Source organism: Ensifer sp. ENS10, assembly GCF_014852025.1.
Classification (GTDB): domain Bacteria; phylum Pseudomonadota; class Alphaproteobacteria; order Rhizobiales; family Rhizobiaceae; genus Ensifer.
In genome coordinates this window covers 19,483-45,876 of sequence record NZ_JACVAS010000008.1, presented here as the reverse complement: position 1 = coordinate 45,876, position 26,394 = coordinate 19,483, and the positions used below count along the sequence as shown (strand labels likewise).

Below are 26,394 nucleotides of genomic sequence, written 5' to 3'. Positions count from 1 at the left end.
CATGTCGGATTCATTAGCCGGCAATTGAAATTTATCTGTCAGATTGTGTCGAATACGCCTTGGAACTGTGCTTCTGTTGCACGGTAAGGGGCGATTCTGAAGACCCCGCAGGAAGGCATGCCATGCAGTCGACAATCGTGATGGTCAATCTTTTTGGAGCAGTCGCACTGCTGCTCTTCGGCCTGTCGCTCGTCAAGGACGGCGTGACACGCGCCTTCGGTGCGCGCTTGCGCGCCGGTCTCGCCCAAGGAACCAACGGGGCCGTACGCTCGTTCGCGACCGGACTTGTGGCGACGCTGGCCCTGCAGAGTTCGACGGCCACCGCCTTGATGACCGCTTCCTTCGTGGAGAAGGGGCTCGTGCGCTCGCGCATGGCGCAGATCGTGCTTCTCGGGGCCAATGTCGGGACAGCCATGACCGCCTGGATCGTCGCGACCGGCATCGAGTGGCTGTCGCCGCTCGTGATCCTCGTCGGCGTAGTTCTGCACCGTGCCAGCCGCTCGAACGCCCGCCAGGGTCTCGGGGCGGCCTTTGTCGGCATCGGCCTCATGCTGCTGTCGTTGCATCTGCTGGGCTCGGCGACCGAGCCGATGCGTGATTCTCCGGCGCTCGCCGCGTTTCTCGGCATGCTCGACAGCGCCTGGCCCGTCGCGCTCATCATATCTGCCGGGCTTGCCTTCGCTTCATCTTCCAGCCTGGCGGTCGTCATGCTGGTCCTGTCGCTTTCGTCTGCGGGCATTCTCACCGTGGGGCTGACGGTGGCGCTCGTGCTTGGCGCGAACCTTGGAGGAGCGATCCCGCCGGTCATGGCGACCCTGGCTTCTGCCCCGTCCGCGCGCCGCGTCACTCTCGGCAATCTCGTCATTCGTGCGGTCGGCTGTTTGATTGCGCTGCCGCTGACCAGCATGAGCGTCGAGTTCCTGCAGAGCCTGCCGCTGCCGCGCCAGAACCTGCCCGTCGATATCCATCTTGCCTTCAATCTCGCCGTCGCGATCCTCGCCTGGCCTTTTGCCGGGCTATTGTCGCAACTGATGGTCCGCTTCATTCCCGATACGGAGACGGAAGAGAGCGGGCCGCGCTATCTCGACGAAAATGCCCTGCACACCCCGGTCATGGCGCTTTCCGGAGCGACCCGCGAGGTGCTGCGCGTGGGCGACCTGGTCGAGATGATGCTGATGCGCGCAGCCAATGCTTTCGAGAACAACGATCTCTCCGATATTCGCGACATCGCCAAGTTCGAAAAACAGGTCGACCAGCTACAGCAGGAAGTGAAGATCTTCCTGTCGCGCTTGGGGCGCGATGGTTTGAGCCAGGAAGACGGCCGGCGCTCGATCGTCATCATCGACTACGCCATCAACCTCGAGCATATGGGCGACATCATCGAGAAGGGGCTCTGCGATGAGATCGCCAAGAAGGTCAACAACGGTCTGAAGTTCTCGGAGGAAGGTTATCAGGAGCTGAAAAGCCTGTTCAATCTTACGATCGACAATCTTCGCGTTGCCCAATCCATCTTCGTCAGTCGCAATGCCGATCTCGCCCGCCAGCTCATCGAGGTGAAGGTGAGCGTTCGCCACATGGAGAAGCGTTCGGCCGAGCGGCACATCGAGCGGTTGCGCGACGGGCTGGTTCAAAGCCTGCAGACCAGCTCGCTGCATCTCGACATGCTGCGCGATCTCAAGCGCGTCAACGCGCATATCGCGTCCGTCGCCTATCCGATCCTGGAGGAGAGCGGGCTTTTGACCGAAAGCCGTCTCCGGCCCGAAGCCTAATCGTCAGATCTCAAGAGCCACTGGCGGCGGGCGCCGCGGCCTTTAATTCATTGCGGATGAAGGCGTCATAGCATTTCGTCAGCATCACTCGGGTGTGGCCGGGCTCGAGGCTCGGCTGATAGAGCGAAAGCAGCATGCGGTTTACGTTGGTGACCGGACAAGTCGGTACGAGCGCGATGTCGAGTGACCGGATAGCGGCGCGGACATTTTCATCCGGCGGAGGGACAGCACGGAACGGATCGGCACCGATGGCGACATGTTCCGGCGCGCGGCGATCCATCAGCCAGGGAAAAGGATTGGTGAAATCGACGTTGAGGATCGTCTCGAAACGTACGCCATTTGCCGTTTCATAGGCGCGCATCGCATCGATGGCTTCATCCACATTGGTCAGCCAGCCGGCCTGGAAATCGAAATCGCTGTAAAGCAGGAAAGACGGTAGCTCGCCGGCATCCGCCATGGCATCGAATGTGGGGCGATGCGCCGCATAGATATCGCGCAGGCGCTCGGCGCGCAGTGCGAGAATCGGCCGTAGATTGACTGCCCCCATCGTTTTGAGGTTTCGGCTCTCGAGCGGCACATTGTTGACGGCGCCGATCCAGGCGCGAGCGCTCTTTTGAACAATGGCGCTGGCCGGCGGCAGGGCGGCCGCCAGGGCAAGAATGGCCACTGTGATCGCACGTGGCTTGGGCGCGGCACCGCTGACCTCGTCGACAACGATCTTGAGCAGCAAAGGCAGCAGAAAGATAAAGGCCTGGCTGCCGGTGTTCTGGCTTTCGAAAAGAATGCCGGCGAAAACGAAGGCCGCCAGCCAAAGAAACGATTGGTCGAAGACGTCCGCGAGTGCCGATGCAGAGGGGTTCCCGCCAAGCTGTCGCAAGGACCGCGCAAAGGACAGAAGGTGCGCCACGAAAAGCACCAGCGCGAGCAGTCCGGCCGGAATCAGCAGGCCGGCATTGAGCGACGCCGCCTGCAGCAGACGCGGCAACAGGCTGCCGTCATTGACGGCCAGCAGCGCAAGGATGTCGTCGATATAGGCAGACACCGCGCCCATCGAAATCTCGACCACGGCCAGCACGGCGAAGAACAGCAACGCTACGGCTACCGCTGATTTGAAGGGGATACGGCCTGCGGCAAATGCCACTAGGCAAAGAACTGTGCCAGCGATAACGCCCGTGATCTTCACGAAAAAGAGAGCGGCCATCGCCGCTGCAACGACGACCACGAGAATACGACGGTCGCGAACATGAACCAATGCCGCTGCCAGCACGTAGAGGAGCTGGCAGACCTGGCGGTTGTAAATGCCGAAGCCATCGGAGCCGGGGTAGGGGTAGAAATCGCCGGTGTTGAACGGCACCACCGAGAAGACCAGGAACGGCAGCAGGATCGCATAGGCAAGGAGCGCAGAGCGCTTTTGCACGTCGAAGACGACGAGCGCGATCGCCGGCCCGGTGACGAGCAGCAAGCACCAGCTCGCCAGCAGCAACGGCTGGCCGTTGGGAAAGATGCCCTGGAGACCCGTGAACAGGTAGTAGCCAAGCGCGCCAACGGGCGTGAAGAAGTCGACTGACGGCACTTGCCCGTCTCGTATGCGGTTGGCGGCATCGAGATAAAGGTAGTGATCCCAGAACATCGGGCCGATCGGCTGCCGGATCGTGATGGAGAGCAGGAGCGCGAGCACGCCGAGGGTGACGACAAGCAAGAACAATGGTGAGCGGACGAAGGTGAGGGCCACGCTCGCCTGTCGTGCCTGTACATCCAGTTCGGTGCGGCTATGCATTGCGGTTTCGTTCCCCCCGGGGAGCGATGCACCCGCACTGCTTGCTGACACAGGCTCCGCGCCTTCTTATGCCATCATCCGGTTTTAAGCCGGTTAATGCGACGTGATTGTGAGAATTATGCTTCTCGCAATATCTTGGCGATACCACAGCGCCGAATCGTGCGTGATTTTGTACTTGAGGCGATTTCGATTTAAGAAATTGTGCAGGGGGCGTCGGCCTCGGAAAGACCAAGGAGACTATTGTATGGAACGGACGTGCCTGGCCATCATTCTGGCTGCGGGTGAAAGCACGCGGATGAAATCGTCCATGTCGAAGGTGCTGCATCCGGTCGCCGGCCGGCCGATGATCGCTCATGTCGTCCAGGCGCTGGCAAGCGCTTCGATTTCCGATATCGCCCTGGTGGTCGGTCGTGATGCGGAATCGGTTTCGGCGGCGGCCGATGTCGGCGGCGTGTCGGTCTCTTCCTATCTGCAGAAGGAACGGCTGGGCACGGGTCATGCAGTGCTGGCCGCGCGTGACGCCATAGCGAAAGGCTATGACGATATTCTCGTCGTCTTCGGTGATACGCCGCTGATCAAGCCGGAGCCGCTGAAGGCCGCACGTGATGGCCTTGCCGCCGGCAACGACGTGGTGGTGATCGGCTTCGAGGCGGCGGATCCGAGCGGGTATGGACGTCTAATCGTCAAGGACGGTGCCTTGCTCGCCATTCGCGAGCATAAGGATGCGACCGACGAAGAACGCCGCATCACCTATTGCAACGGTGGACTGATGGCGATCGACGGCCGCAAGGCGCTCGATCTCCTCGGGCGCATCGGCAACGCCAACGTCAAGGGCGAATATTACCTGACGGATCTCGTCGAGATCGTGCGCGAGATCGGCGGGCGGGCGATCGCCGTCGAGGCTCCTGAGGAGGAACTGACCGGCTGCAACACACGCGCCGAACTCGCCTTCATCGAGCGGCTCTGGCAGCAGCGGCGGCGCCACGAGCTGATGTTGTCGGGCGTATCGATGATCGCGCCGGAAACGGTGTTCCTCGCCTGGGATACGGTGCTTGAGCAGGATGTGCTGGTCGAGCCGAATGTCGTCTTCGGTCCCGGCGCGCGCGTCGAGAGCGGTGCGATCATCCACGCTTTCTCGCATGTCGAGGGCGCGACGGTCCGGGCAGGGGCGACAGTTGGTCCCTTTGCTCGGCTGCGCCCGGGCGCCGATCTTGGCGAAAAGTCCAAGGTCGGCAACTTCTGCGAGGTCAAGAAGGCGGAGATCGGCGCCGGCGCCAAGGTCAACCACCTGACCTATATCGGCGACGCCTTCGTCGGCGCGGGTTCGAACATCGGGGCCGGTACGATCACCTGCAACTATGATGGCGTGAACAAGCATGAGACCCGCATCGGCGAAGATGCCTTCATCGGGTCGAATTCGTCGCTGGTCGCACCGGTGACGATCGGCGATGGCGCCCTGGTCGCCTCGGGCAGCGTGATTACCGAGGATGTTCCGGCCGATGCCGTTGCCTTCGGCCGCGCGCGCCAGGAGATCAAGCCGGGTCGGGCGCGGCTGCTGCGCGAGCGCTACCTGGCTGTGAAGGCGGCCAAGAAAGCTGCGAAAACGGCCGAATAGATCTACAGCGCCGCGCGCCTTATCGGATGCGCAAAGGTCGCTGTAGCGCTTTGATTGCTGCAGGTTTTCTTGCCTGAATCGGTTGCGATTCAAGGAAGCCTGCGGAGCGTTAAATACTGAAACCGAAAGTGAAATCGGGGCGGATTGCCTCGCTCGACAAATGCTTTACCAAGGCAGCGCAACGGGCGGGACATCCGCCCTTATCGGCTGAGGCGCCACAACGGGCGCGGGGACAAATCGGAGACGACTATGTGCGGTATTGTTGGCATCGTTGGCAACCAGCCGGTATCGGAGCGCCTGGTTGATGCGCTGAAGCGCCTCGAATACCGCGGCTATGATTCCGCCGGCGTTGCGACCATCAATGGTGGAGCGTTGGAGCGCCGGCGTGCCGAGGGCAAGCTCGTCAATCTCGAGATCCGGCTTCGCGAAGAGCCGCTCGCCGGCACGATCGGCATTGCGCACACGCGTTGGGCGACCCATGGCGCGCCGACCGAGCGCAACGCCCATCCGCACTTCACCGACGGTGTCGCCGTCGTCCACAACGGCATCATTGAGAACTTTGCCGATTTGAAGGACGAACTGATCGCCGACGGCGCCAAGTTCGAGACGGACACCGACACCGAGGTCGTGGCACATCTGCTCTCCAGGTTCCGCCGCGAGGGCCTTGGCCGGCGCGAGGCGATGCATGCGATGCTCAAGCGGGTCACCGGCGCATATGCGCTCGCCGTGCTCTTTGAGGACGACCCGTCGACGATCATGGCGGCGCGCAACGGACCGCCGCTGGCGATCGGCCACGGCAAGGGCGAGATGTTCCTCGGCTCCGACGCGATCGCGCTTTCGCCCTTCACCAACGAGATCACCTATCTGATCGATGGTGACTGGGCGGTGATCGGCGCAAACGGCGTGCATATCTTCGATCTCGCCGGCAATGCCATCGACCGTCCGCGGCAGATCTCGTCGGCCGCCGCCTATATGATCGACAAGGGCAACCACCGGCATTTCATGGAGAAGGAGATCTATGAGCAGCCGGAGGTGATCGCGCACGCGCTCAGTCACTACGTCGATTTTGCCGGCAACCGCATCAAGGCACTCGGCGACACGATCGATTTTGCCAAGGTTCCGAGTCTCGCAATCTCCGCTTGCGGCACGGCCTATCTTGCCGGCCTCGTCGGCAAATACTGGTTCGAGCGCTATGCCCGCCTGCCGGTGGAAATCGACGTCGCTTCCGAGTTCCGCTATCGCGAAATCCCGTTGTCGCCGCAGTCGGCAGCACTGTTCATCTCGCAGTCGGGCGAAACCGCCGACACGCTGGCTTCGCTGCGCTATTGCAAGGAGCTGGGCTTAAAGATCGGCGCCGTCGTCAATACGCGCGAATCGACGATCGCCCGCGAGTCGGACGCCGTGTTCCCGATCCTCGCCGGTCCGGAGATCGGTGTCGCCTCCACCAAGGCCTTCACCTGCCAGCTCGCGGTGCTGGCGTCGCTCGCGATCGGCGCCGGACGCGCCCGCGGCACGGTCAGTGCAGACGAGGAGCAGGTGCTGGTTCGCTCTCTCGCCGAAATGCCGCGTATCATGGGCCAGGTGCTGAACGCGATCCAGCCGCAGATCGAGCTTCTGTCGCGCGAGCTGTCGAAGTGCCGCGACGTGCTCTATCTCGGCCGCGGCACCAGCTTCCCGCTGGCGATGGAAGGCGCGCTGAAGCTCAAGGAGATCTCCTATATCCACGCCGAAGGTTATGCCGCCGGCGAGCTGAAGCATGGACCGATCGCGCTGATCGATGAAAACATGCCGGTCATCGTCATCGCGCCGCACGACCGCTTCTATGAGAAGACGGTCTCCAACATGCAGGAAGTGGCTGCGCGCGGTGGCCGGATCATCCTGATCACCGACGAGAAGGGGGCCGCCGCCTCCAAGCTCGAAACGATGGCGACGATCGTGCTGCCAAATGTCGACGAGGTCGTCGCGCCGATGATCTTTTCTCTGCCGATCCAGCTGCTTGCCTACCACACCGCGGTGTTCATGGGCACAGACGTCGACCAGCCCCGCAACCTCGCCAAATCGGTGACCGTTGAGTGATCTACGTCCGGCATGAGCGCCCAGGAGATGAGAAGGGGATCCGCGAGGTGACCGCGGCCGCCTTCGAAGGGCATCCGCACAGTGATCAGAGCGAGCCCCTCATCATCGAACGCCTGCGCGAAGCCGGGGCGCTCAGCGTGTCTTTGGTTGCCGAGATGAACGACGAGATTGTCGGGCACGTCGCCTTCTCGCCCGTCACTCTGACGCCGGCAGAATCCGGCTGGTTCGGGCTTGGGCCTGTGTCGGTCAAGCCGGACGTTCAGGCACAGGGCATCGGCAGGCAGTTGATCCGCGAGGGCCTCGAATGGCTGCGTGCCGAGGGTGCCTCTGGCTGCGTCGTCGTCGGCGATCCTGCCTATTATCAAAAGTTCGGTTTCCGCAACGAATCGGCTCTTGTATTCCCCGGTTGTGCGCCGCAATATTTCATGGCGCTGGCTCTTTCCAGCGCGATGGCGGCTGGCACGGTCGCCTATCATCCGGCCTTTGGGGCCGAGTGAGGTTAAGACGGAAGAAGCATGACGGAACACTCAAAACGCGGCTATATCGGCACCCGGCTGCGCAACTATTTCCTGACCGGCCTGATCGTCTGCGCACCGGTGGCGATCACCGTTTGGCTCGTGCGCACGTTCATCGATTGGGCCGATGGGTGGGTGAAGCCGTATCTGCCGAACTTCTACAATCCGGACACCTATTCGCCCGTAGCCATTCCCGGCTTCGGGTTGCTCGTTGCCATTTTCGTGATCACGTTCGTCGGCTTCATGACCGCAAACCTCGTCGGTCGGTCGATCGTCAATTTCGCCGAGTCCCTGGTCAATCGAACGCCGCTCGTCCGTACGATCTACAAGGCAACGAAACAGATCTTCCAGACGGTGCTGCAGGAACAGTCGTCGTCCTTCAAGAAGGCAGGGCTGATCGAGTATCCGAGCCCCGGCCTCTGGTCGCTCGTGTTCATTGCGACCGACGTTAAAGGCGAGATCGCATCCAAGTTCGACGATCGTGGCATGGACATGGTGGCGGTGTTCCTGCCACCGACTCCGATCCCCACTGCCGGCTTTCTGCTGTTTGTTGCGCGCGACAAGATCATACCGCTTGAGATGAGCGCGGAAGATGCAGCCAAGCTGCTGATTTCCGGCGGCTTGGTGACGCCCGACTACAAGCCGCTCGCCAACGCGCCGCTGAAGATCAGCCAGCAGAAAACCGCCTGACATCGAGGCACACTTCGGGACGGAAACCGGCTCACGCTTTCTCGCCTCTAGCCGGCGCGCAGGAAGCGGATCGCCTCGTCGCGTCGGTAGAGATAGAGCAGCGTCCGGAGTGCTTCACCGCGTTCCGACGTCAGATCTGGGTCGCGCTCGATCACATAGGCGGCGTCCTTCCGCGCGATTTCCAACAGGTCGCCATGGGCTTCCAGGCTGGCGATGCGGAAGCCCGGCGTGCCCGACTGGCGCGTGCCGAGCAACTCGCCTTCGCCGCGCAGCTTCAAGTCTTCCTCGGCGATCAGGAAGCCGTCCTCGCTGTCGCGCAGGATCGAGAGCCGTGATCGGCCATTTTCGCTGAGCGGTCCCTTGTAGAGCAGGATGCAGGTCGAAGCCTCATCGCCCCGGCCAACGCGGCCGCGCAATTGATGAAGCTGGGCAAGGCCGAAGCGTTCCGCATGTTCGATCACCATGATCGTCGCATCGGGCACGTCGACGCCGACTTCCACGACGGTGGTGGCGACCAGCAAGCGGATCTCGCCATTCTTGAAGGCGAGCATGACTGCATCTTTCTCCGCCCCATTCATGCGACCGTGTACGAGGCCGACGGTGTTGCCGAAGCGTTTGGCGAGGCCTTCGTACCTCTCTTCCGCCGACATGACGTCGACTGCTTCCGACTCCTCGACAAGCGGGCAGATCCAATAGGCCTTTTTGCCTTCGCGAAGCGCTGCATCCAGCCGTTCGACGATATCGCCGGTACGCTCCGTCGGAATCGTCACGGTCTGGATCGGCTTCCGCCCGGCAGGCTTCTCAGTCAGCTTCGAGACATCCATGTCGCCGAAGGCCGCGAGCACCAGCGTACGCGGGATCGGTGTTGCCGTCATGACGAGCATATGCGGCGAGATTCCCTTGGCGGTCAGGCGCAGGCGCTGGTGAACGCCGAAACGATGCTGCTCGTCCACCACCGCCAGCGTCAATTCTCTATAGTTCACCGTATCCTGGAAAAGTGCGTGCGTACCGATCACCATCCGCGTCTCGCCGGATGCGATGCGATCAAGGATTGCATCGCGTTCCTTGCCCTTGGTGCGGCCAGTCAGGACGTCAATCGTGATGCCGGCCGGGGCGGCCATCCTGGCAAGGGTCGCATGGTGTTGCCGGGCGAGGATTTCCGTCGGTGCCATCAGCACGGCCTGGCCGCCGGATTCGACCGCTGCGAGCATCGCCATCAGCGCCACCATCGTCTTGCCGGAGCCGACGTCGCCCTGCAGCAGCCGCAGCATGCGTTCGGTGCCTGCCATATCCTTGAGGATGTCGGCAATAGCCGTGGACTGGCTCGCCGTCAGCGAAAAGGGAAGGGCGTCGATGACCGGGCGGGAGAGCGCGCCGGTAGCATGGACCGGAATGCCTGCGACCTTGCGCAGACGTTGCCGGACCAGTGCCAATGACAGTTGCCCGGCAAGAAATTCGTCATAGGCCAGGCGGCGGCGCGCGGGTGCCTGGGGATCGATATCCGTTGCATCCCGGGGATCATGCAGCGCTCGGAAACTCTCGGCCGCACTGGCGAAGCCCTGCTTGGTGAGCAGCGCATCGTCCACCCATTCCGGCATTTCCGGGACGCGGGCGACAGCCGCCTCGATCGACTTGCGCAAGGTCCGGGGCGAAAGTCCGGCGGTCAGACCATAGACCGGTTCGACCAGCGGCAGGTTTTCCGCCTCGCTTGCGCGGACCGCGTAGTCTGGATGGACCATCGAAGGCCGGCCGTTGAACCAGTCGACCTTGCCGCTGACGATCACCGTCTCATCCACCGGCAGCGATTTCTCCAGCCAATTGCCTTTGACCCGGAAGTAGGTGAGCGCCAGTTCGCCGGTTTCGTCATGCAGGAAGACGCGGTAGGGCAGGTTTGGTTTGCCGCGCGGCGGTGGCTGATGGCGATCGACCCGGCCGGTAATGGTGACGATTACCCCTTGCGGCGCATGGGCAATGCCGGGCTGCTGGCGACGGTCGATCAGCGAATGCGGCGCATGGAAGACAAGATCGACGACACGGCAATCCTCGATCGTTTCGCGGCCGAGCAGCTTGGCATAGAGCTCGCCGATCTTCGGGCCGATGCCGGGAAGCGTGTCGAGCGGTGAGAAGAGCGGGTCGAGCAGGGCGGGACGCATGGTGATGAAATTGCGATGATAAATCGGGCTTTGGCAAGGCTGACAATCACCAATTCAGAGTTTATAGAGCCCATTGACGACAAACCGTAGCCTAGAGCGTCCCGCTTTCAAGTGGTATCACTGAAGGCGACAAGGTGCTCTGGAATCAAAGCGCTGGAGCGTCCCTCGCGTGTTCGTCCGAATGCGCGGCGCTCTCCTGCATGTTGCCTTTCTCCCTAAATCCAATCCGGTTTAGGGACAAAAACATGCAGCAATCTAAAGTGCTACAGCGACTTTCGTGCGCCTTGGAAGACGCGCGGCGCGGTAGCGGGCGGCAGGAAGGAATTTCCATGACTGGCATCTCACGCACCAGCGCCGATCTCGATCCGCGGCGACGGCGGATCCTGTTCCGCGCCTGGCATCGCGGCATCCGCGAGATGGACCTGATCCTCGGGCAGTTTGCAGAGGCCGAGCTTTCGGTGCTTTCCGAAGTGGAGCTCGATGAACTCGAGACGATCATGCGCGAAGAGGACAATGATCTCGTCAGGTGGATCACCGGTGAACAACCTCTGCCCGTTCGCTATCAGACGCCGATGTTCGAGCGCATTGCCGCCTATCGTCCGGATTTCGACAAGCTTCCCGAAGGGATGAAATAGAGCGATGATGCTGGTTGGCCTTGATCCGAAGAAGATTGTCGAAGCACAACGAGAGATCACGATCGGCCCGGTTCCATCAGGCGCCGAGGCACTGGTTCTCGCCGAGCTCGCGCGGGCGGGCCAGCCGGTCGCCTATATTCTCTCGGATGGTCAACGGATCGCGGATCTTGAGCAGGTTCTCGGCTTCGTGGCACCCGATATCCCGGTATTGACGCTGCCGGGCTGGGACTGCCTTCCCTATGACCGCGTGTCGCCAAGCGCCGACACGTCAGCGCGGCGTCTCGCGGCGCTCAGTGCGCTCATCGCGCACAAGAAGAAACCGCATGCAGCGATCGTGCTGGTGACGATCAACGCTGCCCTGCAGAAGATCTCGCCGCAGAATGTGATCGAGAGTCTGGCGTTTTCGGCCCGCCCGGGCAACCAGGTGCGCATGGATGACATCGCGATGCGGCTCGAGCGCAATGGTTTCGAGCGCGTCGCGACGGTGCGTGAGGTTGGCGAATATGCCGTGCGCGGCGGCATCCTCGATGTCTTCGTGCCCGGCAGCGGCGAACCTTTGCGCCTCGACTTCTTCGGCGATACGTTGGAGACCATCCGCTCCTTCGATCCCGCAAGCCAGCGCACGACCGGCCAGGTCCGCTCTCTCGATCTCAACCCGATGAGCGAGGTGTCGCTGACGCCGGAGACGATCAGCCATTTCCGCAAGCAGTATCTGTCGCTTTTCGGCGCGACCACCCGCGACGATGCGCTCTACCAGGCCGTATCCGAAGGGCGGCGTTATGCCGGCATGGAGCACTGGCTGCCGCTCTTTTATGACGGGCTGGAGACGGTCTTCGACTATCTCCATGGTTTCCGCATCGTCACCGATCATCTGGCGCGTGAAGCTGCGGCCGAACGCTCGAAGCTCATTCTCGACTATTACGATGCCCGTCTGGCATCGGCCTCTCCCGGCAAATCGCAGACGACCCAGGGCACGCCCTATAAGCCGGTTCCGCCGGAACTGCTCTATCTGAATTCGCAGGGCTTCAATGCTGCACTGACCTCGCGCGACGCTATTCGTCTGTCGCCTTTCAACGAGCATGAAGGCGAAGCCCGGCAGGTGATATCGGTCGACGCGCGCCAGGGCATGCGCTGGGCCAAGTCGGCCGGCGAGGGCGAGACCGATAGCGAGCGCGTCAACGTCTTCGACCAGGCGGTCAAGTACATCGCCGAGCGGCGCTCGAAGGGCGCCAAGGTGGTCATTTCGGGCTGGAGCGAGGGATCGCTGGACCGCCTGTTGCAGGTGCTTGCCGAGCACGGACTCGGCAACATCAAGCCGATCAAGGCGCTGGCCGAGGTCAAGAGCCTGAAGCCGGGCGAGGCGGGATCGACCGTCCTCAGCATCGAGGCCGGCTTCGAGACCGGCGATCTCGTGATCATCGGCGAACAGGATATCCTGGGCGACCGCATGGTACGCCGTTCGAGGCGCCGCAAGCGCGGGGCCGACTTCATCGCCGAAGTCGCGGGCCTCGACGAGGGCAGCTACGTCGTGCATGCCGAACACGGCATTGGCCGGTTTGTCGGCTTGCGCACCATCGAAGCCGTCGGCGCACCGCATGATTGCCTCGAGCTCGTCTATGCCGACAATGCCAAGCTGTTCCTGCCGGTCGAAAACATCGAGCTTCTGTCGCGCTATGGAGCAGAAGGGACCGATGCGATCCTCGACAAGCTTGGTGGCGTCGCCTGGCAGGCACGCAAGGCCAAGCTCAAGAAGCGCCTGCTGGACATGGCAGGCGGTCTCATCCGTATCGCCGCCGAACGCCACACGCGTCGGGCACCGGTTCTTGCAGCGCAGGATGGCGTCTATGACGAATTCGCCGCGCGCTTCCCCTATGATGAGACCGAGGACCAGCTGAACTCGATCGAGGCCGTGCGCGACGATCTCGGCAGCGGCCGCCCGATGGACCGCCTCGTCTGCGGCGACGTCGGCTTCGGCAAGACGGAAGTTGCACTGCGTGCCGCCTTCATCGCGGCCATGAACGGCGTACAGGTCGCCGTCGTCGTGCCGACGACGCTGCTGGCGCGCCAGCATTTCAAGACCTTCTCCGAGCGTTTCCGCGGTCTGCCGATCCGCATCCAGCAGGCATCCCGCCTCGTTGGATCGAAGGAATTGGCGTTGACCAAGAAGGAGGTGGCGGACGGAAAGACCGACGTCGTCGTCGGCACCCACGCGCTGCTTGGCACGTCGGTCAATTTCGCCAATCTCGGCCTTCTGATCATCGACGAAGAGCAGCACTTTGGCGTCAAGCACAAGGAGCGGCTGAAGGAGCTGAAGTCGGATGTCCACGTGCTGACGCTTTCGGCAACGCCGATCCCGCGCACGCTTCAGCTGGCGCTGACCGGCGTTCGCGAATTGTCGCTGATCACCACGCCGCCGGTCGACCGCATGGCGGTGCGCACCTTCATCTCACCCTTCGACGCGCTGGTGATTCGCGAAACGCTGATGCGCGAGCATTATCGCGGCGGCCAGAGCTTCTATGTCTGCCCGCGCCTGAGTGACCTCTCGGAGATCCACGACTTCCTGAAATCGGACGTTCCGGAATTGAAGGTAGCGGTTGCTCACGGCCAGATGCCGGCAACCGAGCTCGAAGACATCATGAACGCCTTCTACGATGGGCGTTACGATGTGCTGCTTTCGACGACGATCGTCGAATCCGGTCTCGACGTGCCGACGGCCAATACGCTGATCGTGCACCGCGCCGACATGTTCGGACTTGCGCAGCTCTACCAGCTGCGCGGTCGTGTCGGCCGCTCGAAGGTGCGTGCCTTCGCGCTTTTCACGCTTCCGGTAAACAAGACGCTGACGGGACCTGCCGAACGACGGCTGAAGGTGCTGCAGTCGCTCGACACGCTCGGTGCCGGCTTCCAGCTGGCGAGCCACGACCTCGATATTCGCGGCGCCGGCAACCTGCTCGGCGAGGAACAGTCGGGCCATATCAAGGAGGTCGGCTTCGAGCTTTACCAGCAGATGCTGGAAGAGGCGGTCGCCGAGCTCAAGGGTGAAGAAGAAATCCACGATACCGGTTGGTCGCCGCAGATCTCGGTCGGAACCCCGGTCATGATCCCCGAACACTACGTGCCGGATCTGCATCTGAGGCTCGGTCTCTATCGCCGCCTCGGGGAACTGACGGATCTCAAGGAGATCGACGGCTTCGGCGCCGAAATGATCGACCGCTTCGGCCCGTTGCCGATCGAGGTCCAGCACCTCTTGAAGATCGTCTACATCAAGTCGCTGTGCCGTACGGCGAATGTCGAGAAGCTCGATGCCGGGCCGAAGGGTGTCGTGGTGCAGTTCCGCAACAAGGAATTCCCGAACCCGGCCGCGCTCGTCGGTTACATCGCCAAGCAGGGTACGCTTGTGAAGATCCGGCCGGACCACAGCATCTTCTTCCAAAGGGAACTGGCAACGCCGGAGAAGCGTCTTTCGGGCGCTGCGATGGTGATGACGCAGCTCGCAGGGTTGGCGAAATAGCCTATGCAGGCATCGCGCTGCCGCGTGATGCGGCAGCGTCAGCGTTCGCGGCGGCTCAGTTCGGCTTGCCGCTTGCCTTCATCTCGGCGATTTCGCGCAGCGCATTCGTCAACACGTCGACGGATTGCGCTCCCATCACGGCATATTGCCCTTCGAGGATGAAGCAGGGGACACCGGTCACGCCCATCTCGCGGGCCAAACCGACCTCTTCCTTGACCGCGTCCTTATCGGCGTCGGAGGTCAGCAACGCCGCGATGACGGGACGGTCGAGACCGGCCTTCTCGGCGATATCCAGAAGCACGGCGTGATCGCCGACATTGCGGCCTTCCTCGAAATTCGCCTTGAACAGCATGCCGACGACGGCCGTCTGCGCTGCCTCGCCGCTGGTTGCAGCCCAGCGGACGAGCCGATGCGCGTCGAGCGTGTTCGGGCTGATCTTCACGGCGTCAAAGTCGAAGGCGATGCCCTCGGCGTTTCCGAGTTCGCGCAGCATATCATGGGCGCGATCGACCGCCGCCTGGCCACCGAGCTTTGCCGCCAGGTGCTGCTTGTGGTCGACGCCTTCCGGCGGCAGGTCGGGATTGAGCTGATAGGGACGCCAGTTGACGGTGACGAGCACGTCGGGGACGTTGGTGATCGCCTGATCCAGCCTTGCCTTGCCCAGATAGCACCAGGGGCAGACGACGTCCGAGACGATATCGATGCTGACGGTTTGCATGGTGCGGGTGCCTTTCCTTGTTTTGGTATGTCGGCGAGATAAGCCGGTTTTATCCGGCTTTCAATGCGTTACCAAAAGGGAACCAACCCTCTATTGGGCGTTTTGATCCCACCAGGCCGGAAGCTGATAGCCATAAAGCGGCAACACATCGGGGCGGCCGATGTGCTTGCGTCGGGCCACCCACTGTGCGTCCAGATGATAGAGCGGAACCAGGTAGGAATTGTTGATCAGCAGCCGGTCGTGGGCGCGCACGGCAGCCGTGAAATCCTCGGTCGTGCGGGCCTGGAGAATGTTGTTGATCATGCGGTCGACATCCTTGTCGGCAACGCCGGCAAAGTTGTCGCTGCCCTGCCGATCCCTGGCCTGGGAGGACCAGCGCCCGGCCTGTTCGATGCCGGGTGACAACGTCGACGGGAAGGACTTGATGATCACGTCATAGTCGAAGGACTGACTGCGCTGCTGGTATTGCGAATCGTCGACGGTGCGCACCGACACCTGGATGCCCAGCGGCGCGAGGAAGCGCTGGTAGGCGAGGGCGATCTTTTCCTGGCCCGCGTTCTGGCTCATGATCTCGAAGGCGAGCGGCGCGCCCTTGGCGTCCACCATCTTGCCGTCCTTGATCTGGAAGCCCGCCTCTCGCATCAGCGAGACGGCGACGCGCAGCACGTTGCGATCGCGCCCGGAGGCGTCGGTCACCGGCAGCCGGTAGGTGCCATCGAGGATTGCCGGATTGATGCGATCGCGCGCATCGCCGATGAGGCCGAGTTCGCGGTCGTCTGCCGGTGCGCCGAGGAAACTCAGCGTCGAGTTCTGCCAATAGCTCTGGGTGCGCGTGTAGGCACCATCGAAGAGGTTCTTGTTGACCCACTCGAAGTCGAACACCAGCGCCAGACCCTGGCGGAGCTTGAGATTGTCGAACATCGGCTTGCGGGTATTGAACACGATGCCGAGCATGCCCGAGGGCGTTTTCGGCTTGAAGGTCTCTTTGACGACGTCGCCGGAGCGGACCGCCGGGAAATCGTAGCCGCGTGCCCACTTGGTGGCGCTGCCTTCCGGATAGATGTCGATCTCGCCCTTCTTGAACGCCTCGAACAGCGAATTTTCCTGGAGGAAGTATTCGACCGAGATTTCGTCGTAATTATCCTGGCCGACCTTCGACGGCAGGTCCTTCGCCCAGTAGTCCGGGTTTCTCTTGTAGACGATGCGTTCGCCGGGCTTCACTTCAGTGACACGATAGGGGCCGGAGCCGAGCGGCGGTTTCAAGCTCGTCTGGTCGAAGCTTGCAACGTCGATGGCGTGTTTCGGCAGGACCGGCGAGAGGCCGAGCAGCAGCGGAAGCTCGCGGTCGGCTTCTTCGGTGAAGGTGAAGCGTACGCTGCGGTCACCGACCTTCTCCATCTTCGCCACCTTGGTCAGGCGGTTGCTGAAGGGGACACGTCCCTTGTCGCGCATCAGTTCGAAGCTGAAGATCACGTCTTCAGCGGTGACCGGCTGCCCATCGGCCCAGCGGGCATTGGGGTTGAGGTTGAACTGGATGAAGGTCCGGTCGTCATCCCATTCAACCGATTCGGCGAGCAGGCCGTACATGGTGAAGGCTTCGTCGCGCGAGCGCTGCATCAGCGATTCGTAGACGAGGTTGCCGTATTCCGGATCCCACATGCCGCGCGCTGTCGTGCGCATGCTTTTCAGAATGAAGGGATTGAGGCTGTCGAAGCTGCCGACGACGCCGTAGGCGATCTTCCCGCCCTTTTTCACGTTCGGATTGACGTAGGGGAAGTTCTTGAAATCGGCTGGCAGCGCCGGCTCGCCGTGCATGGCAATGGCATGCACGGGCGCGGCTACCGCACCATTGCCGAACGAAGTGACGGTCATGAGCAGGGCCAGACCGGAAAGAAATGCACGCAAAGTCACCTCCCGTGAAGGGGTATCAACAGGCCGATTCCCTGAACGTTACCAATGGAGACCGATGAAGCCAACCGATCAGCCGCCCAAATTCCGCCCAGTAGCAAGTCAAAAAATGACAGGAAACACTGGATAATCGAAGCGAGCCAATGTAACAGGTGTTTCCGGAAACGGGGTCATGCATTTGCCTTATTTGGCCAACAGGACAACGGCGGCTGACGATACTCACCTGCGGAACGAACTGTTCCGTTACCGGATTTCAGGAGACGGAATCACAATGATCTTCAAGTCGAATTTTACCAAACGCTCGGCTATGGCAGCGCTGGCGCTCTCTGTAGCTGCTGCGGGCGTACCGAGTGTTGCATCCGCCCAGCAGGCGGGTGGCAAGCCGCCGCAGGGCTGGTTCAAGATCTGCACCAAGCAGGAAGACAATGACGTCTGCATCGTTCAGAACCTCCTGACCGCCAACAACGGCCAGCTCGTGACCGCCGTCGGCCTCATCACCGTAAGCGGCAAGGTCAACCGTAAGGTCCTGCAGGTTTCCGTACCGTCCGCACGCCTCATCCCGACGGGGGTCCAGATGCAGATCGACGGCGGCAAGCCGGTGAAGCTCGACTACGCAATCTGCATGCCGGACAAGTGCGTCGCCGAAGCGCCGCTGTCCGACCAGCTGATCGCCAGCCTGAAGAAGGGCAACGAGGTGGTCTTCACCTCGGTCAACTTCCAGCGCGCTCCGAACCCGATCAAGATGGCCCTCACGGGCTTCACCGGTATTTTCGACGGCGAGCCGATCGAGCAGTCGCAGCTCGAAGAGCGTCAGCGCCTTCTGCAGGAAGAAATGCAGAAGAAGGCGGAAGACGCCCGCAAGAAGCTCGAAGAAGCCCAGAAGGCTGCCAAGAAGAACTAAGCGATCTCTCGCTATTCCCAAAAAGAAACGCCCGGACTTAGCGTCCGGGCGTTTTTATTTGTCCGGGGCGAAAAGCCCTAGTGACGGAAAGCCGCCTTGGGCCTGTAGTGGCCGACGCCGTCCTTGTCGAACAGGGCATCGACTTGGGCGTGGCGCATCGGCCGGTCGCTGTCGTCGAACTCCAGGTTCTGCTCGGAAACGTAGGCGACATACTCGCTGTCGTCGTTTTCGGCGAACAGATGGTAGAAGGGTTGATCCTTGCTCGGGCGGATCTCCTGCGGAATGGCGTTCCACCATTCCTCGGTGTTGGCGTATTCCGGATCGACGTCGAAAATGACGCCTCGGAACGGGAAAATCCGATGGCGAACCACCTGTCCGATCTCGAATTTGGCGTTTCTTTGTTTCATGACGCAACACATCCTTTCAGGAGATTATCTGGGTTGGCGAACCCAAAACATCAATAGGGATCTCCCTTCCGCCCCGCGTTGGGCAATTGCGCTAGCTGTCCGGATAGACGCGCACAAGTTGCCGTCAACATAATATCACACAATTCGGCAAAGCGTGCCGCCCACCACAAGGTGCGGCGTTTCCAAGAGCGCGAGCATCAGCCGAAAAAGAAAGGCCGGCGACCTCGATCGAGGCGCCGGCCTTCTGCATGGGGTGCTTAGCTGGAAGCGGTGTTGCTGCCGGCCTGCATGGTCTTAGACCGAGTAGTACATGTCGTACTCGACCGGATGCGGCGTCATTTCGAAGCGCATCACTTCCTGCATCTTCAGTTCGATGAAGGAGTCGATCTGGTCGTCGTCGAACACGCCGCCGGCCGTCAGGTACTTGCGGTCCTTGTCGAGGCTTTCGAGCGCTTCGCGCAGCGAGCCGCAAACCGTCGGGATCTTCTTCAGCTCCTTCGGCGGCAGGTCGTAGAGGTCCTTGTCCATGGCCTTGCCCGGATGCAGCTTGTTCTTGATGCCGTCGAGGCCGGCCATCAGCATGGCTGCGAAGGCGAGGTAGGGGTTCGCGGTCGGGTCCGGGAAGCGGACTTCAACGCGCTTGGCCTTCGGGTTCGTGCCGAACGGAATGCGGCAGGAAGCCGAGCGGTTGCGTGCCGAATAGGCGAGCAGAACCGGTGCTTCGTAGCCCGGGACGAGACGCTTGTAGGAGTTCGTCGACGGGTTGGTGAAGGCATTCAGCGACTTGGCGTGCTTGATGATGCCGCCGATGAAGTAGAGGCAGGTTTCCGACAGGCCGGCATATTCGTCGCCTGCGAAGGTCGGCTTGCCGTCCTTCCAGATCGACAGATGCACGTGCATGCCCGAACCGTTGTCGCCGAAGATCGGCTTCGGCATGAAGGTTGCCGTCTTGCCGTAGGCGTTGGCGACCTGGTGCACGACGTACTTGTAGATCTGCATCTTGTCGGCGTTGCGCACCAGCGCGTCGAACTTGACGCCGAGCTCGTGCTGGGCGGCGGCCACTTCGTGGTGATGCTTTTCGACCGTTACGCCCATTTCGGACAGAACCGTCAGCATTTCCGAGCGCATGTCCTGGCAGCTGTCGATCGGCGGAACCGGGAAATAGCCGCCCTTGACGCGCGGGCGGTGGCCGAGGTTGCCGGTCTCATAGTCGGTGTCGTCGTTCGACGGCAGTTCCGAGGAGTCGAGCTTGAAGCCGGTGTTGTACGGATCGGCCTTGTACTTGACGTCGTCGAAGACGAAGAATTCGGCTTCCGGGCCGACGAAGACGGTGTCGCCGATACCCGATGCCTTGAGGTAGGCTTCCGCCTTCTTGGCCGTGCCGCGCGGGTCGCGGTTATAGGATTCGCCCGAAACCGGATCGAGAATGTCGCAGATGATGACCATCGTCGACTGCGCGAAGAACGGGTCCATATGCGCTGTTTCCGGATCGGGCATCAGCACCATGTCGGACTCGTTGATGGCCTTCCAGCCGCCAATCGAGGAGCCGTCGAACATGACGCCATCGGCGAACATGTCTTCGTCGACGCAGACCACATCCATCGTTACGTGCTGCAGCTTGCCCTTGGGATCGGTAAAGCGCAGGTCGACGAACTTGACGTCGTTGTCCTTGATTTGCTTCAGAATATCGCTTGCAGTCGTCATTTGCCGTTATTCCCTGTGTGAGATGACGAGGTTTGAAAAGAACCGGGCCGGACGGCCCGTGATATCAGATGGCGTCGAGGCCGGTTTCGCCCGTGCGAATTCGGATGACTTCTTCCACATTGGAAACGAAAATCTTTCCGTCACCAATGCGGCCGGTTTGCGCGGCATTGCGGATTGCCTCGATGACGGCCTCCGCGTTTTCGTCCGCCAGCACGACCTCGACCTTAACCTTCGGCAGGAAGTCCACCACGTATTCGGCGCCGCGATACAGCTCCGTGTGACCCTTCTGCCGCCCGAAGCCCTTGGCTTCCGTGACGGTGATGCCCTGCAGGCCGACTTCCTGAAGGGCTTCCTTCACTTCGTCGAGCTTGAAGGGCTTAATGATCGCTTCGATCTTTTTCATGAGAAAATGTCTCTCCGCTTCTCCCTTTAAAGCAGGATCATGCCCGCTCGCCCTGAATATGCACGTTGCATGCCAGTTTTTCTGCGAAAATCTGTCAGAACGACAAAAAATCTACTGCCACGACGTGGATTGCGGGGTTTCCATGCCATTTCCTGGCTGGGATCTGCCTAATTTTTATGATTTTCGATCGAAAGTTGCCCGGCATCGGTCGATGCTTTCAGTCATCAACAGGGTGAAGCACGTTATTTGAGCAACAAATATGTGCAAATGCATAATTTTGGGGCAAATCCGTGCTGGGTGTGAGGCCTTGCGTCACGCCGTCGGGCATGGATAAGTCTACGACATGCGCTCCGAACTTCAGCACTTGTTGATCACGCCCTCGGAAATGACGGCAATCGATCAGGCGGCCGCCCAATCCGGCATCGAAAGCTTCACACTGATGCGCAACGCCGGCCTGGCCGTGACCGCGGCGGCCTTGCGACACTTCCCGGATGCCCTCCGTTTCCTCGTGCTCTGCGGGCCGGGCAACAATGGCGGCGATGGTTATGTCGCGGCATGCGGTCTTGCGGAAAGTGGGGCGGATGTCGCGGTTTTTACACTCGGCAATCCCGCGGCACTTCAAGGCGACGCCGCACGCGCACGGTCGGAATGGAAGGGACCGGCGGCGTCGCTTGACGCAATCGAACTTCGGGCCGGCGATGTCGTCATCGATGCGCTGTTCGGGGCCGGGCTCTCGCGCGGTCTCTCGGGGGACGTCGTTCAGCTCATTGAACGGATCAACGCGAGCGGGCTCCCGGTCATCGCGGTCGATCTGCCGAGCGGCATCGATGGGCGGACCGGTGAAGTCCGTGGCGCCGCCTTCGCAGCCCGCCACACGGTAACCTTCATGGCGCCGAAGCCGGGCCACTGGCTTTTGCCCGGTCGATCCCTGTGCGGAAAGCTCGACGTCTTCGATATCGGAATCCCGCCGCGCATCGTGCTGGCCGAGGCCGGCCCGCTGCGTCTGAATTCGCCGACGGTCTGGTCCGGCTGGCGTGGAGATCTCGCGCCGTCAACGCACAAGTTCAGGCGTGGTCACCTCGTCGTCTTTTCAGGCGACCGGCAAGCAACGGGGGCCGCGCGCCTGGCGGCCACGGCAGGGCTCGCGGCCGGCGCCGGACTGGTCACGGTGGCAACGGGAAAGGCTGCGCTCGGCATCAATGCGTCGCAATTGACCGCTGTGATGGTCAACGAAGTGGAAGGTAAGCGAGACCTGACGAAATGGCTGCAGGATCGTCGCTTGGGCAGCTTCGTCCTCGGGCCCGGCTTCGGTGTCGGCAAGAAGGCGAGGGACTTTGCGCTTGCTTTGTGCGATCGGTCGCTGGTGCTCGACGCAGACGGGATCACGTCGTTTCAGGCGAACCGCGAGGAACTCTTCGCCGCGCTTGCGAGGGGCGGAGGGCAGATGGTCATGACGCCGCACGAGGGCGAATTCGCGCGCCTCTTTCCCCAAATTGCCGGCGACGGCGCACTCTCCAAGATCGAAAGGGCGCAGAAGGCGGCTCGCGAGAGCCATGCGGTCATCGTCTACAAGGGAGCAGACACGGTGATCGCAGCACCGGACGGTCGGGCCGTGGTCAATAACAATGCGCCAGCATGGCTGGCAACGGCCGGTTCGGGCGACGTTCTCGCCGGCATCATCGGCGCACATCTTGCTCAAGGGATGCCGGCCTTCGAGGCAGCGGCGGCCGCCGTGTGGCGACATGGCGCGGCCGGCAGCCAGGCCGGGCGGGGGCTCACCGCCGAGACATTGATTGGCGTCATACCGCCATTGGCGTGAGGCTGGAAATGCAACGCCTCGAGCAGCCGGACTTCATGGGAGGGACCGCTCGAGGCGCTTTTGTCTGTTTGCCCGGCTCTTAGATCATTTCATTGTTTCATCGAAACACTGATATGATCTAAGTCTTTGAAATTACGCAATTCCGGACGGAAAACCGTTTCACACTTTTCCTGGAATTGCTCTTAGCCGCGGGTGCCCTTGGCGATCGGCTCCTGATAGGTGAAGCCCATGTCCCAGGGGAAGTAGATCCAGGTGTCCTGGCTCACTTCGGTAACGAAGGTATCGACCATCGGCCGGCCCTTCGGCTTGGCGTAGACGGCGGCGAAATGCGCCTTCGGCAGCATGGCGCGCACTTCCGCGGCGGTCTTGCCGGTGTCGGTCAGGTCGTCGACGATCAGCACGCCTTCGCCGCCGTTCTCGGCGATTTCGGGTGCGATGCCCTTCAGCACCTTCATCTGACCCTGCGTGTCATAGTCGTGGTAGGACGCGATGCAGACGGTCTCGATCATGCGGATATTGAGCTCGCGGCAGATGATCGCCGCAGGAACCAGGCCGCCGCGTGTGATGCAGACCATGGCGCGCCATTCCTGGCCGTTGTCGGCGAGGCGCCACGCAAGCGCGCGCGCGTCACGGTGGAACTGGTCCCAGGAGACGGGAAAGGCTTTATCGGGCAGCGACATCAGTGGGCTCCGGCTTGTCTGTACTTGGTAAAGACGAAGCGTCCGGCAGATCGGGCAGGCGGGAACGCGTCATCCTGATTTGCCGACATGCAATAACGGCAATAGCGGTCAAAGTGCAAGGCTCTACAGCGCCGCGCGTCCTTTAAGACGCGCTAAGGGCGCTATACAGGGAAGTCACGCTTTTGCGCGTGCTTCGGTGATTGCCTGGATCATCGCCTGCACATCGGCTTCGGCCGCAGCCAGCGCCTGCGGATCGCGGGCACGCACGACAATATCGGTCGAGAAGTTCTTGCCGTCGAACTTGGGGTAGGAGCCGATGCTGGTCTCCGGATGGTTTTTCTGCACCTCCGTCAGCGGACTGCCGATATCGCCTTCGCCGAATGGCGAGCGAACGGTGCGCGAGAGGAGGGGCGAACCGACCTGAAGGCCGGGCAGCAAGGCGTCGAGCATGGCCTGAAACACCTGCGGCACACCGGCCATGACATGCACATTGCCGATCGCGAAGCCCGGCGCGGTGGAGACGGGATTCGGGATGTGGCGTGCGCCAAGCGGCATGCGCGCCATGCGCTTGCGGGCGTCGGTGAACTCCATGCCGCGGCGCTCGTACATCGCGCCGAGCAGGGCCATCGCCTCGGGCTCGTAGACGCACTCGACGCCGAAGGCGCGTGATATCGCGTCGGCGGTGATGTCGTCATGGGTGGGGCCGATGCCGCCCGAGGTGAAGACGTAATCGTAGCGGCTGCGTACGGCGTTGATCGCTTCGACGATGGCGGCTTCGTCATCGGCGACGATCCGCACTTCGCGCAGATCAATGCCCACCATGGTCATCATGTCGGCGAGATGGCCGATGTTCTTGTCCTTGGTGCGACCCGACAGAAGTTCATCGCCGATGGCGACCATCGCGGCAGTGACGATTTTTGTGCTCATCGGTAATTCCTACTTATATAAGCCAATCATTTAACAGTGATTGTTTATTGTTCGACGGGCGAGAACAGTCTGTTTCTCGGACAGCTTCTGGCAAGCGGCCGCATTTTGATAAATCTTCCCGGCAGCGGTGATCAAGTGGGATCGCTTGAATCCAAAGGAGCATTTTATGGCCAAGGTTCTTGTTCTCTATTATTCGGCATACGGACACGTCGAAACGATGGCCTATGCGGTGGCCGAAGGCGCGAAATCGGCCGGCGCCGAAGTGGACGTGAAGCGCGTGCCCGAACTTGTGTCGGAAGAAGTCGCCAAGGCTTCGTACTACAAGCTGGACCAGGCAGCGCCAATCGCCACCGTCGAAGAACTTGCGCAATATGACGCAATCATCTTCGGCGCAGGCACGCGCTACGGCACCGTTGCCTCGCAGATGCGCAACTTCATCGACCAGACGGGCAGCCTGTGGGCCAAGGGCAAGCTGGTCGGCAAGGTCGGCTCGGTCTTCACATCCTCTGCGACGCAGCATGGTGGCCAGGAGTCGACGATCCTCGGCTTCATCCCGACCCTGATGCACCACGGCATGGTCGTCGTCGGTCTTCCCTATGCCTTCCAGGGCCAGATGGGCCTCGACGAGATCAAGGGCGGCTCGCCCTACGGCGCCTCGACGATCACCGGCGGCGACGGTTCGCGCCAGCCCTCCGAGGTTGAACTCGAAGCCGCTCGTTTCCAGGGCGCACATGTCGCCAAGATCGCCGCGAAGCTCGCCGATTGATCGCTCAAGATATTGGATTTCTTGATCAAGGGCGGCTCCGAAAGGGGCCGCTCTTTTGATTCGCGACACGCCGTTTCGGAGTGATTCGCGAAGGTGGCAATTCGCACCGCACCTGTGGTAATATCCGCGGCGTTCGGCATGAACATGCCTTTGACGAGGAGGAAAGAACGGCCGTGCGGCAACGGCCCGCCGAAGACCGAAGCGTTTTCGGACGATTGGGAGGGAAGTATGGCGCGGATCACTTACACCATCGTTCCTCATGACGGAGGATGGGCCTATAAGGCCGCCGAAGCATATTCGGAGCCCTTTCCCAGCCGCGAAATGGCGCTAGCCGCCGCCAAGGCTGCCGCCGCCGAACAACAGGTCGGCGGCGACGACGAAGATATCAGTTTCCAGGATGACGAAGGCCACTGGCACTTCGAGCACACAGACGGCGGCGATCGGCCGGAAGCGACCGTAGAAGACGGCTAGTACGCTTCAAGGCAGGCCGGCTCAATCCGAACACAAGCGTGAGTATTGCGTGCACACCATCTCTCCCACGGAGGATATTCGATGCACTATAACGTTCAGATCTTCACCTGGACCCCGCGGCAGGGAGTCCACCAGGTCGGATCGGCAATCGAGGTGGACGCCCCCAATTCGAAGGCGGCAGCGGTCTCCCTTCTCGGCCTGAGGCTGGAAAACCAGGGATGCGCAACGAAGCTCGCCGTCCGGGTATGGCACGACGATGCTTACCGGGCCGAATGCGATTGCTACTACTACAACAGCTGAGCGGTCGCGCTCTCTGAAGCAACCTCTCGCTTCTCAGCGAGCGGCTACACGTGCGCGGAATAATCATTGAAAGCCGGATGTCTGGTGCACCCAACGGGAGAAAGTACGAACCAATCATGGTTGGCGATCGTTGAAATGTTGAGGTGGGCGGACGTCCTAAAAAACACGAGCCTACGCTAGGATCATTCGCGGCTCCCGCAATGGCCACGGCCTCGCCGATAGTGCTGAAGCACGTTGTTGTCCATGGCGCAGTTTTGATCCACGCCCAGCGAACTGCTCCCATCAGAGGCTTCCGGACTGACATCGTAATCCACTAGGTCAGAGGATTTTGATATCCATTCGGGGAGGGTCCGGACGCCAACGGACGCCCCCTCCCACAATCTCGCCACTCGTTTCGGAGTTCACGGCGATAAATTGGACCTTGTGGGCCTCGAGTGCTGTTCGCAGTTTCTCGCTGGCTTTGGCGGTCAGCGGCTTCTTTTCAAGCTCGAAGTCGCTGAGCGCTTTTTGCGTCACTCCTGACCTGTGCGCAAGCTCGAGTTGGCTCCACCCGAGCAGGGCTCGAGCCGCACGTATTAGATCAGCCGTCAACAACGTCGCCATGGCGTTGAAAGACCGGCATCCGGCATCCGTGTCAATAAATACGTAC

General features: G+C 61.5%; 22 protein-coding genes. 12 read left to right on the top strand and 10 right to left on the bottom strand.

Going from position 1 to position 26,394, the window contains the following annotated elements; all coding sequences use genetic code 11:
• The first annotated feature begins 122 nt into the window (after positions 1-122).
• Entirely contained in the window at positions 123-1,769 is a 1,647-nt protein-coding gene (locus IB265_RS24525) for a Na/Pi cotransporter family protein (protein WP_057255922.1), read from the top strand.
• 10 nt (positions 1,770-1,779) lie between these two features.
• On the opposite strand, the gene IB265_RS24520 is transcribed toward IB265_RS24525, so the two are convergent.
• A complete protein-coding gene (locus IB265_RS24520; protein WP_057255924.1) occupies positions 1,780-3,546 on the bottom strand; it encodes a hypothetical protein in 1,767 nt (588 codons plus the stop codon).
• 244 nt (positions 3,547-3,790) lie between these two features.
• Between IB265_RS24520 and glmU the strand changes: the two genes are divergently transcribed.
• From glmU to IB265_RS24500, 4 genes are all read left to right on the top strand, one after another.
• Positions 3,791-5,161 carry a bifunctional UDP-N-acetylglucosamine diphosphorylase/glucosamine-1-phosphate N-acetyltransferase GlmU gene (gene glmU, locus IB265_RS24515; RefSeq protein WP_057255926.1) on the top strand — a complete coding sequence of 457 codons (1,371 nt, stop codon included), beginning with the start codon at positions 3,791-3,793 and terminating at the stop codon, positions 5,159-5,161.
• A gap of 249 nt (positions 5,162-5,410) precedes the next feature.
• A complete protein-coding gene (glmS, locus tag IB265_RS24510; protein ID WP_057255929.1) occupies positions 5,411-7,237 on the top strand; it encodes a glutamine--fructose-6-phosphate transaminase (isomerizing) in 1,827 nt (608 codons plus the stop codon).
• Positions 7,237-7,734 (top strand): GNAT family N-acetyltransferase, encoded by a 498-nt coding sequence (locus IB265_RS24505; protein WP_057256082.1) that lies wholly within the window; start codon positions 7,237-7,239, stop codon positions 7,732-7,734. The genes glmS and IB265_RS24505 overlap by 1 nt, the downstream gene beginning before the upstream one ends.
• An 18-nt stretch (positions 7,735-7,752) precedes the next feature.
• Positions 7,753-8,442 carry a DUF502 domain-containing protein gene (locus IB265_RS24500; RefSeq protein ID WP_057255931.1) on the top strand — a complete coding sequence of 230 codons (690 nt, stop codon included), beginning with the start codon at positions 7,753-7,755 and terminating at the stop codon, positions 8,440-8,442.
• A gap of 47 nt (positions 8,443-8,489) precedes the next feature.
• Here the strand turns inward: IB265_RS24500 and recG are convergent, their stop codons facing one another.
• Positions 8,490-10,595 (bottom strand): ATP-dependent DNA helicase RecG, encoded by a 2,106-nt coding sequence (gene recG / locus IB265_RS24495; protein WP_057255934.1) that lies wholly within the window; start codon positions 10,593-10,595, stop codon positions 8,490-8,492.
• Positions 10,596-10,924: 329 nt separating this feature from the next.
• On the opposite strand from recG, the gene IB265_RS24490 reads away from it, so the two are divergent.
• Positions 10,925-11,230 (top strand): succinate dehydrogenase assembly factor 2, encoded by a 306-nt coding sequence (locus IB265_RS24490; RefSeq protein ID WP_057255936.1) that lies wholly within the window; start codon positions 10,925-10,927, stop codon positions 11,228-11,230.
• A 7-nt stretch (positions 11,231-11,237) separates the two neighbouring features.
• Positions 11,238-14,741, top strand: a complete 3,504-nt coding sequence (mfd, locus tag IB265_RS24485; protein WP_057256084.1) for a transcription-repair coupling factor — start codon at positions 11,238-11,240, stop codon at positions 14,739-14,741.
• A gap of 55 nt (positions 14,742-14,796) precedes the next feature.
• On the opposite strand, the gene IB265_RS24480 is transcribed toward mfd, so the two are convergent.
• Both IB265_RS24480 and IB265_RS24475 read right to left on the bottom strand, forming a co-directional pair.
• Entirely contained in the window at positions 14,797-15,459 is a 663-nt protein-coding gene (locus tag IB265_RS24480; protein WP_057255939.1) for a DsbA family oxidoreductase, read from the bottom strand.
• Between the two features lie 90 nt (positions 15,460-15,549).
• A complete protein-coding gene (locus IB265_RS24475) occupies positions 15,550-17,331 on the bottom strand; it encodes an extracellular solute-binding protein (protein ID WP_057256086.1) in 1,782 nt (593 codons plus the stop codon).
• A 307-nt stretch (positions 17,332-17,638) separates the two neighbouring features.
• Here IB265_RS24475 and IB265_RS24470 point away from each other — a divergent pair, with 307 nt between their 5' ends.
• Positions 17,639-18,268: an invasion associated locus B family protein gene (locus IB265_RS24470; RefSeq protein WP_057255942.1), complete on the top strand. Its 630-nt coding sequence runs from the start codon at positions 17,639-17,641 to the stop codon at positions 18,266-18,268.
• Between the two features lie 77 nt (positions 18,269-18,345).
• Here the strand turns inward: IB265_RS24470 and hspQ are convergent, their stop codons facing one another.
• The 3 genes from hspQ to IB265_RS24455 all read right to left on the bottom strand — a co-directional run bounded on the left by hspQ (position 18,346) and on the right by IB265_RS24455 (position 20,782).
• The gene (gene hspQ / locus IB265_RS24465) at positions 18,346-18,675 is read right to left on the bottom strand and encodes a heat shock protein HspQ (RefSeq protein WP_057255944.1); all 330 of its coding nucleotides are present in this window, start codon (positions 18,673-18,675) and stop codon (positions 18,346-18,348) included.
• A 294-nt stretch (positions 18,676-18,969) separates the two neighbouring features.
• Positions 18,970-20,379, bottom strand: a complete 1,410-nt coding sequence (gene glnA, locus IB265_RS24460) for a type I glutamate--ammonia ligase (RefSeq protein ID WP_057255946.1) — start codon at positions 20,377-20,379, stop codon at positions 18,970-18,972.
• Between the two features lie 64 nt (positions 20,380-20,443).
• Entirely contained in the window at positions 20,444-20,782 is a 339-nt protein-coding gene (locus IB265_RS24455; protein ID WP_003528058.1) for a P-II family nitrogen regulator, read from the bottom strand.
• A gap of 343 nt (positions 20,783-21,125) precedes the next feature.
• Here IB265_RS24455 and IB265_RS24450 point away from each other — a divergent pair, with 343 nt between their 5' ends.
• Positions 21,126-22,601: a bifunctional ADP-dependent NAD(P)H-hydrate dehydratase/NAD(P)H-hydrate epimerase gene (locus tag IB265_RS24450; RefSeq protein ID WP_057255948.1), complete on the top strand. Its 1,476-nt coding sequence runs from the start codon at positions 21,126-21,128 to the stop codon at positions 22,599-22,601.
• 182 nt (positions 22,602-22,783) lie between these two features.
• On the opposite strand, the gene gpt is transcribed toward IB265_RS24450, so the two are convergent.
• Positions 22,784-23,281: a xanthine phosphoribosyltransferase gene (gene gpt, locus IB265_RS24445; protein ID WP_057255950.1), complete on the bottom strand. Its 498-nt coding sequence runs from the start codon at positions 23,279-23,281 to the stop codon at positions 22,784-22,786.
• A gap of 174 nt (positions 23,282-23,455) precedes the next feature.
• Positions 23,456-24,208, bottom strand: a complete 753-nt coding sequence (locus tag IB265_RS24440; RefSeq protein ID WP_057255952.1) for a competence/damage-inducible protein A — start codon at positions 24,206-24,208, stop codon at positions 23,456-23,458.
• A gap of 166 nt (positions 24,209-24,374) precedes the next feature.
• Here IB265_RS24440 and wrbA point away from each other — a divergent pair, with 166 nt between their 5' ends.
• The 3 genes from wrbA (at position 24,375) to IB265_RS24425 (ending at position 25,745) form a co-directional block, all read left to right on the top strand.
• A complete protein-coding gene (wrbA, locus tag IB265_RS24435; RefSeq protein ID WP_057255954.1) occupies positions 24,375-24,974 on the top strand; it encodes an NAD(P)H:quinone oxidoreductase in 600 nt (199 codons plus the stop codon).
• 228 nt (positions 24,975-25,202) lie between these two features.
• Entirely contained in the window at positions 25,203-25,445 is a 243-nt protein-coding gene (locus IB265_RS24430) for a DUF2188 domain-containing protein (RefSeq protein WP_057255956.1), read from the top strand.
• 81 nt (positions 25,446-25,526) lie between these two features.
• On the top strand, positions 25,527-25,745 hold the full coding sequence (locus IB265_RS24425) for a hypothetical protein (protein WP_057255959.1): 219 nt from the start codon (positions 25,527-25,529) through the stop codon (positions 25,743-25,745).
• A gap of 318 nt (positions 25,746-26,063) precedes the next feature.
• Here the strand turns inward: IB265_RS24425 and IB265_RS24420 are convergent, their stop codons facing one another.
• Positions 26,064-26,348, bottom strand: coding sequence for a helix-turn-helix domain-containing protein (locus IB265_RS24420; RefSeq protein ID WP_080790238.1), 285 nt, complete (start codon positions 26,346-26,348; stop codon positions 26,064-26,066).
• Positions 26,349-26,394 lie beyond the last annotated feature (46 nt).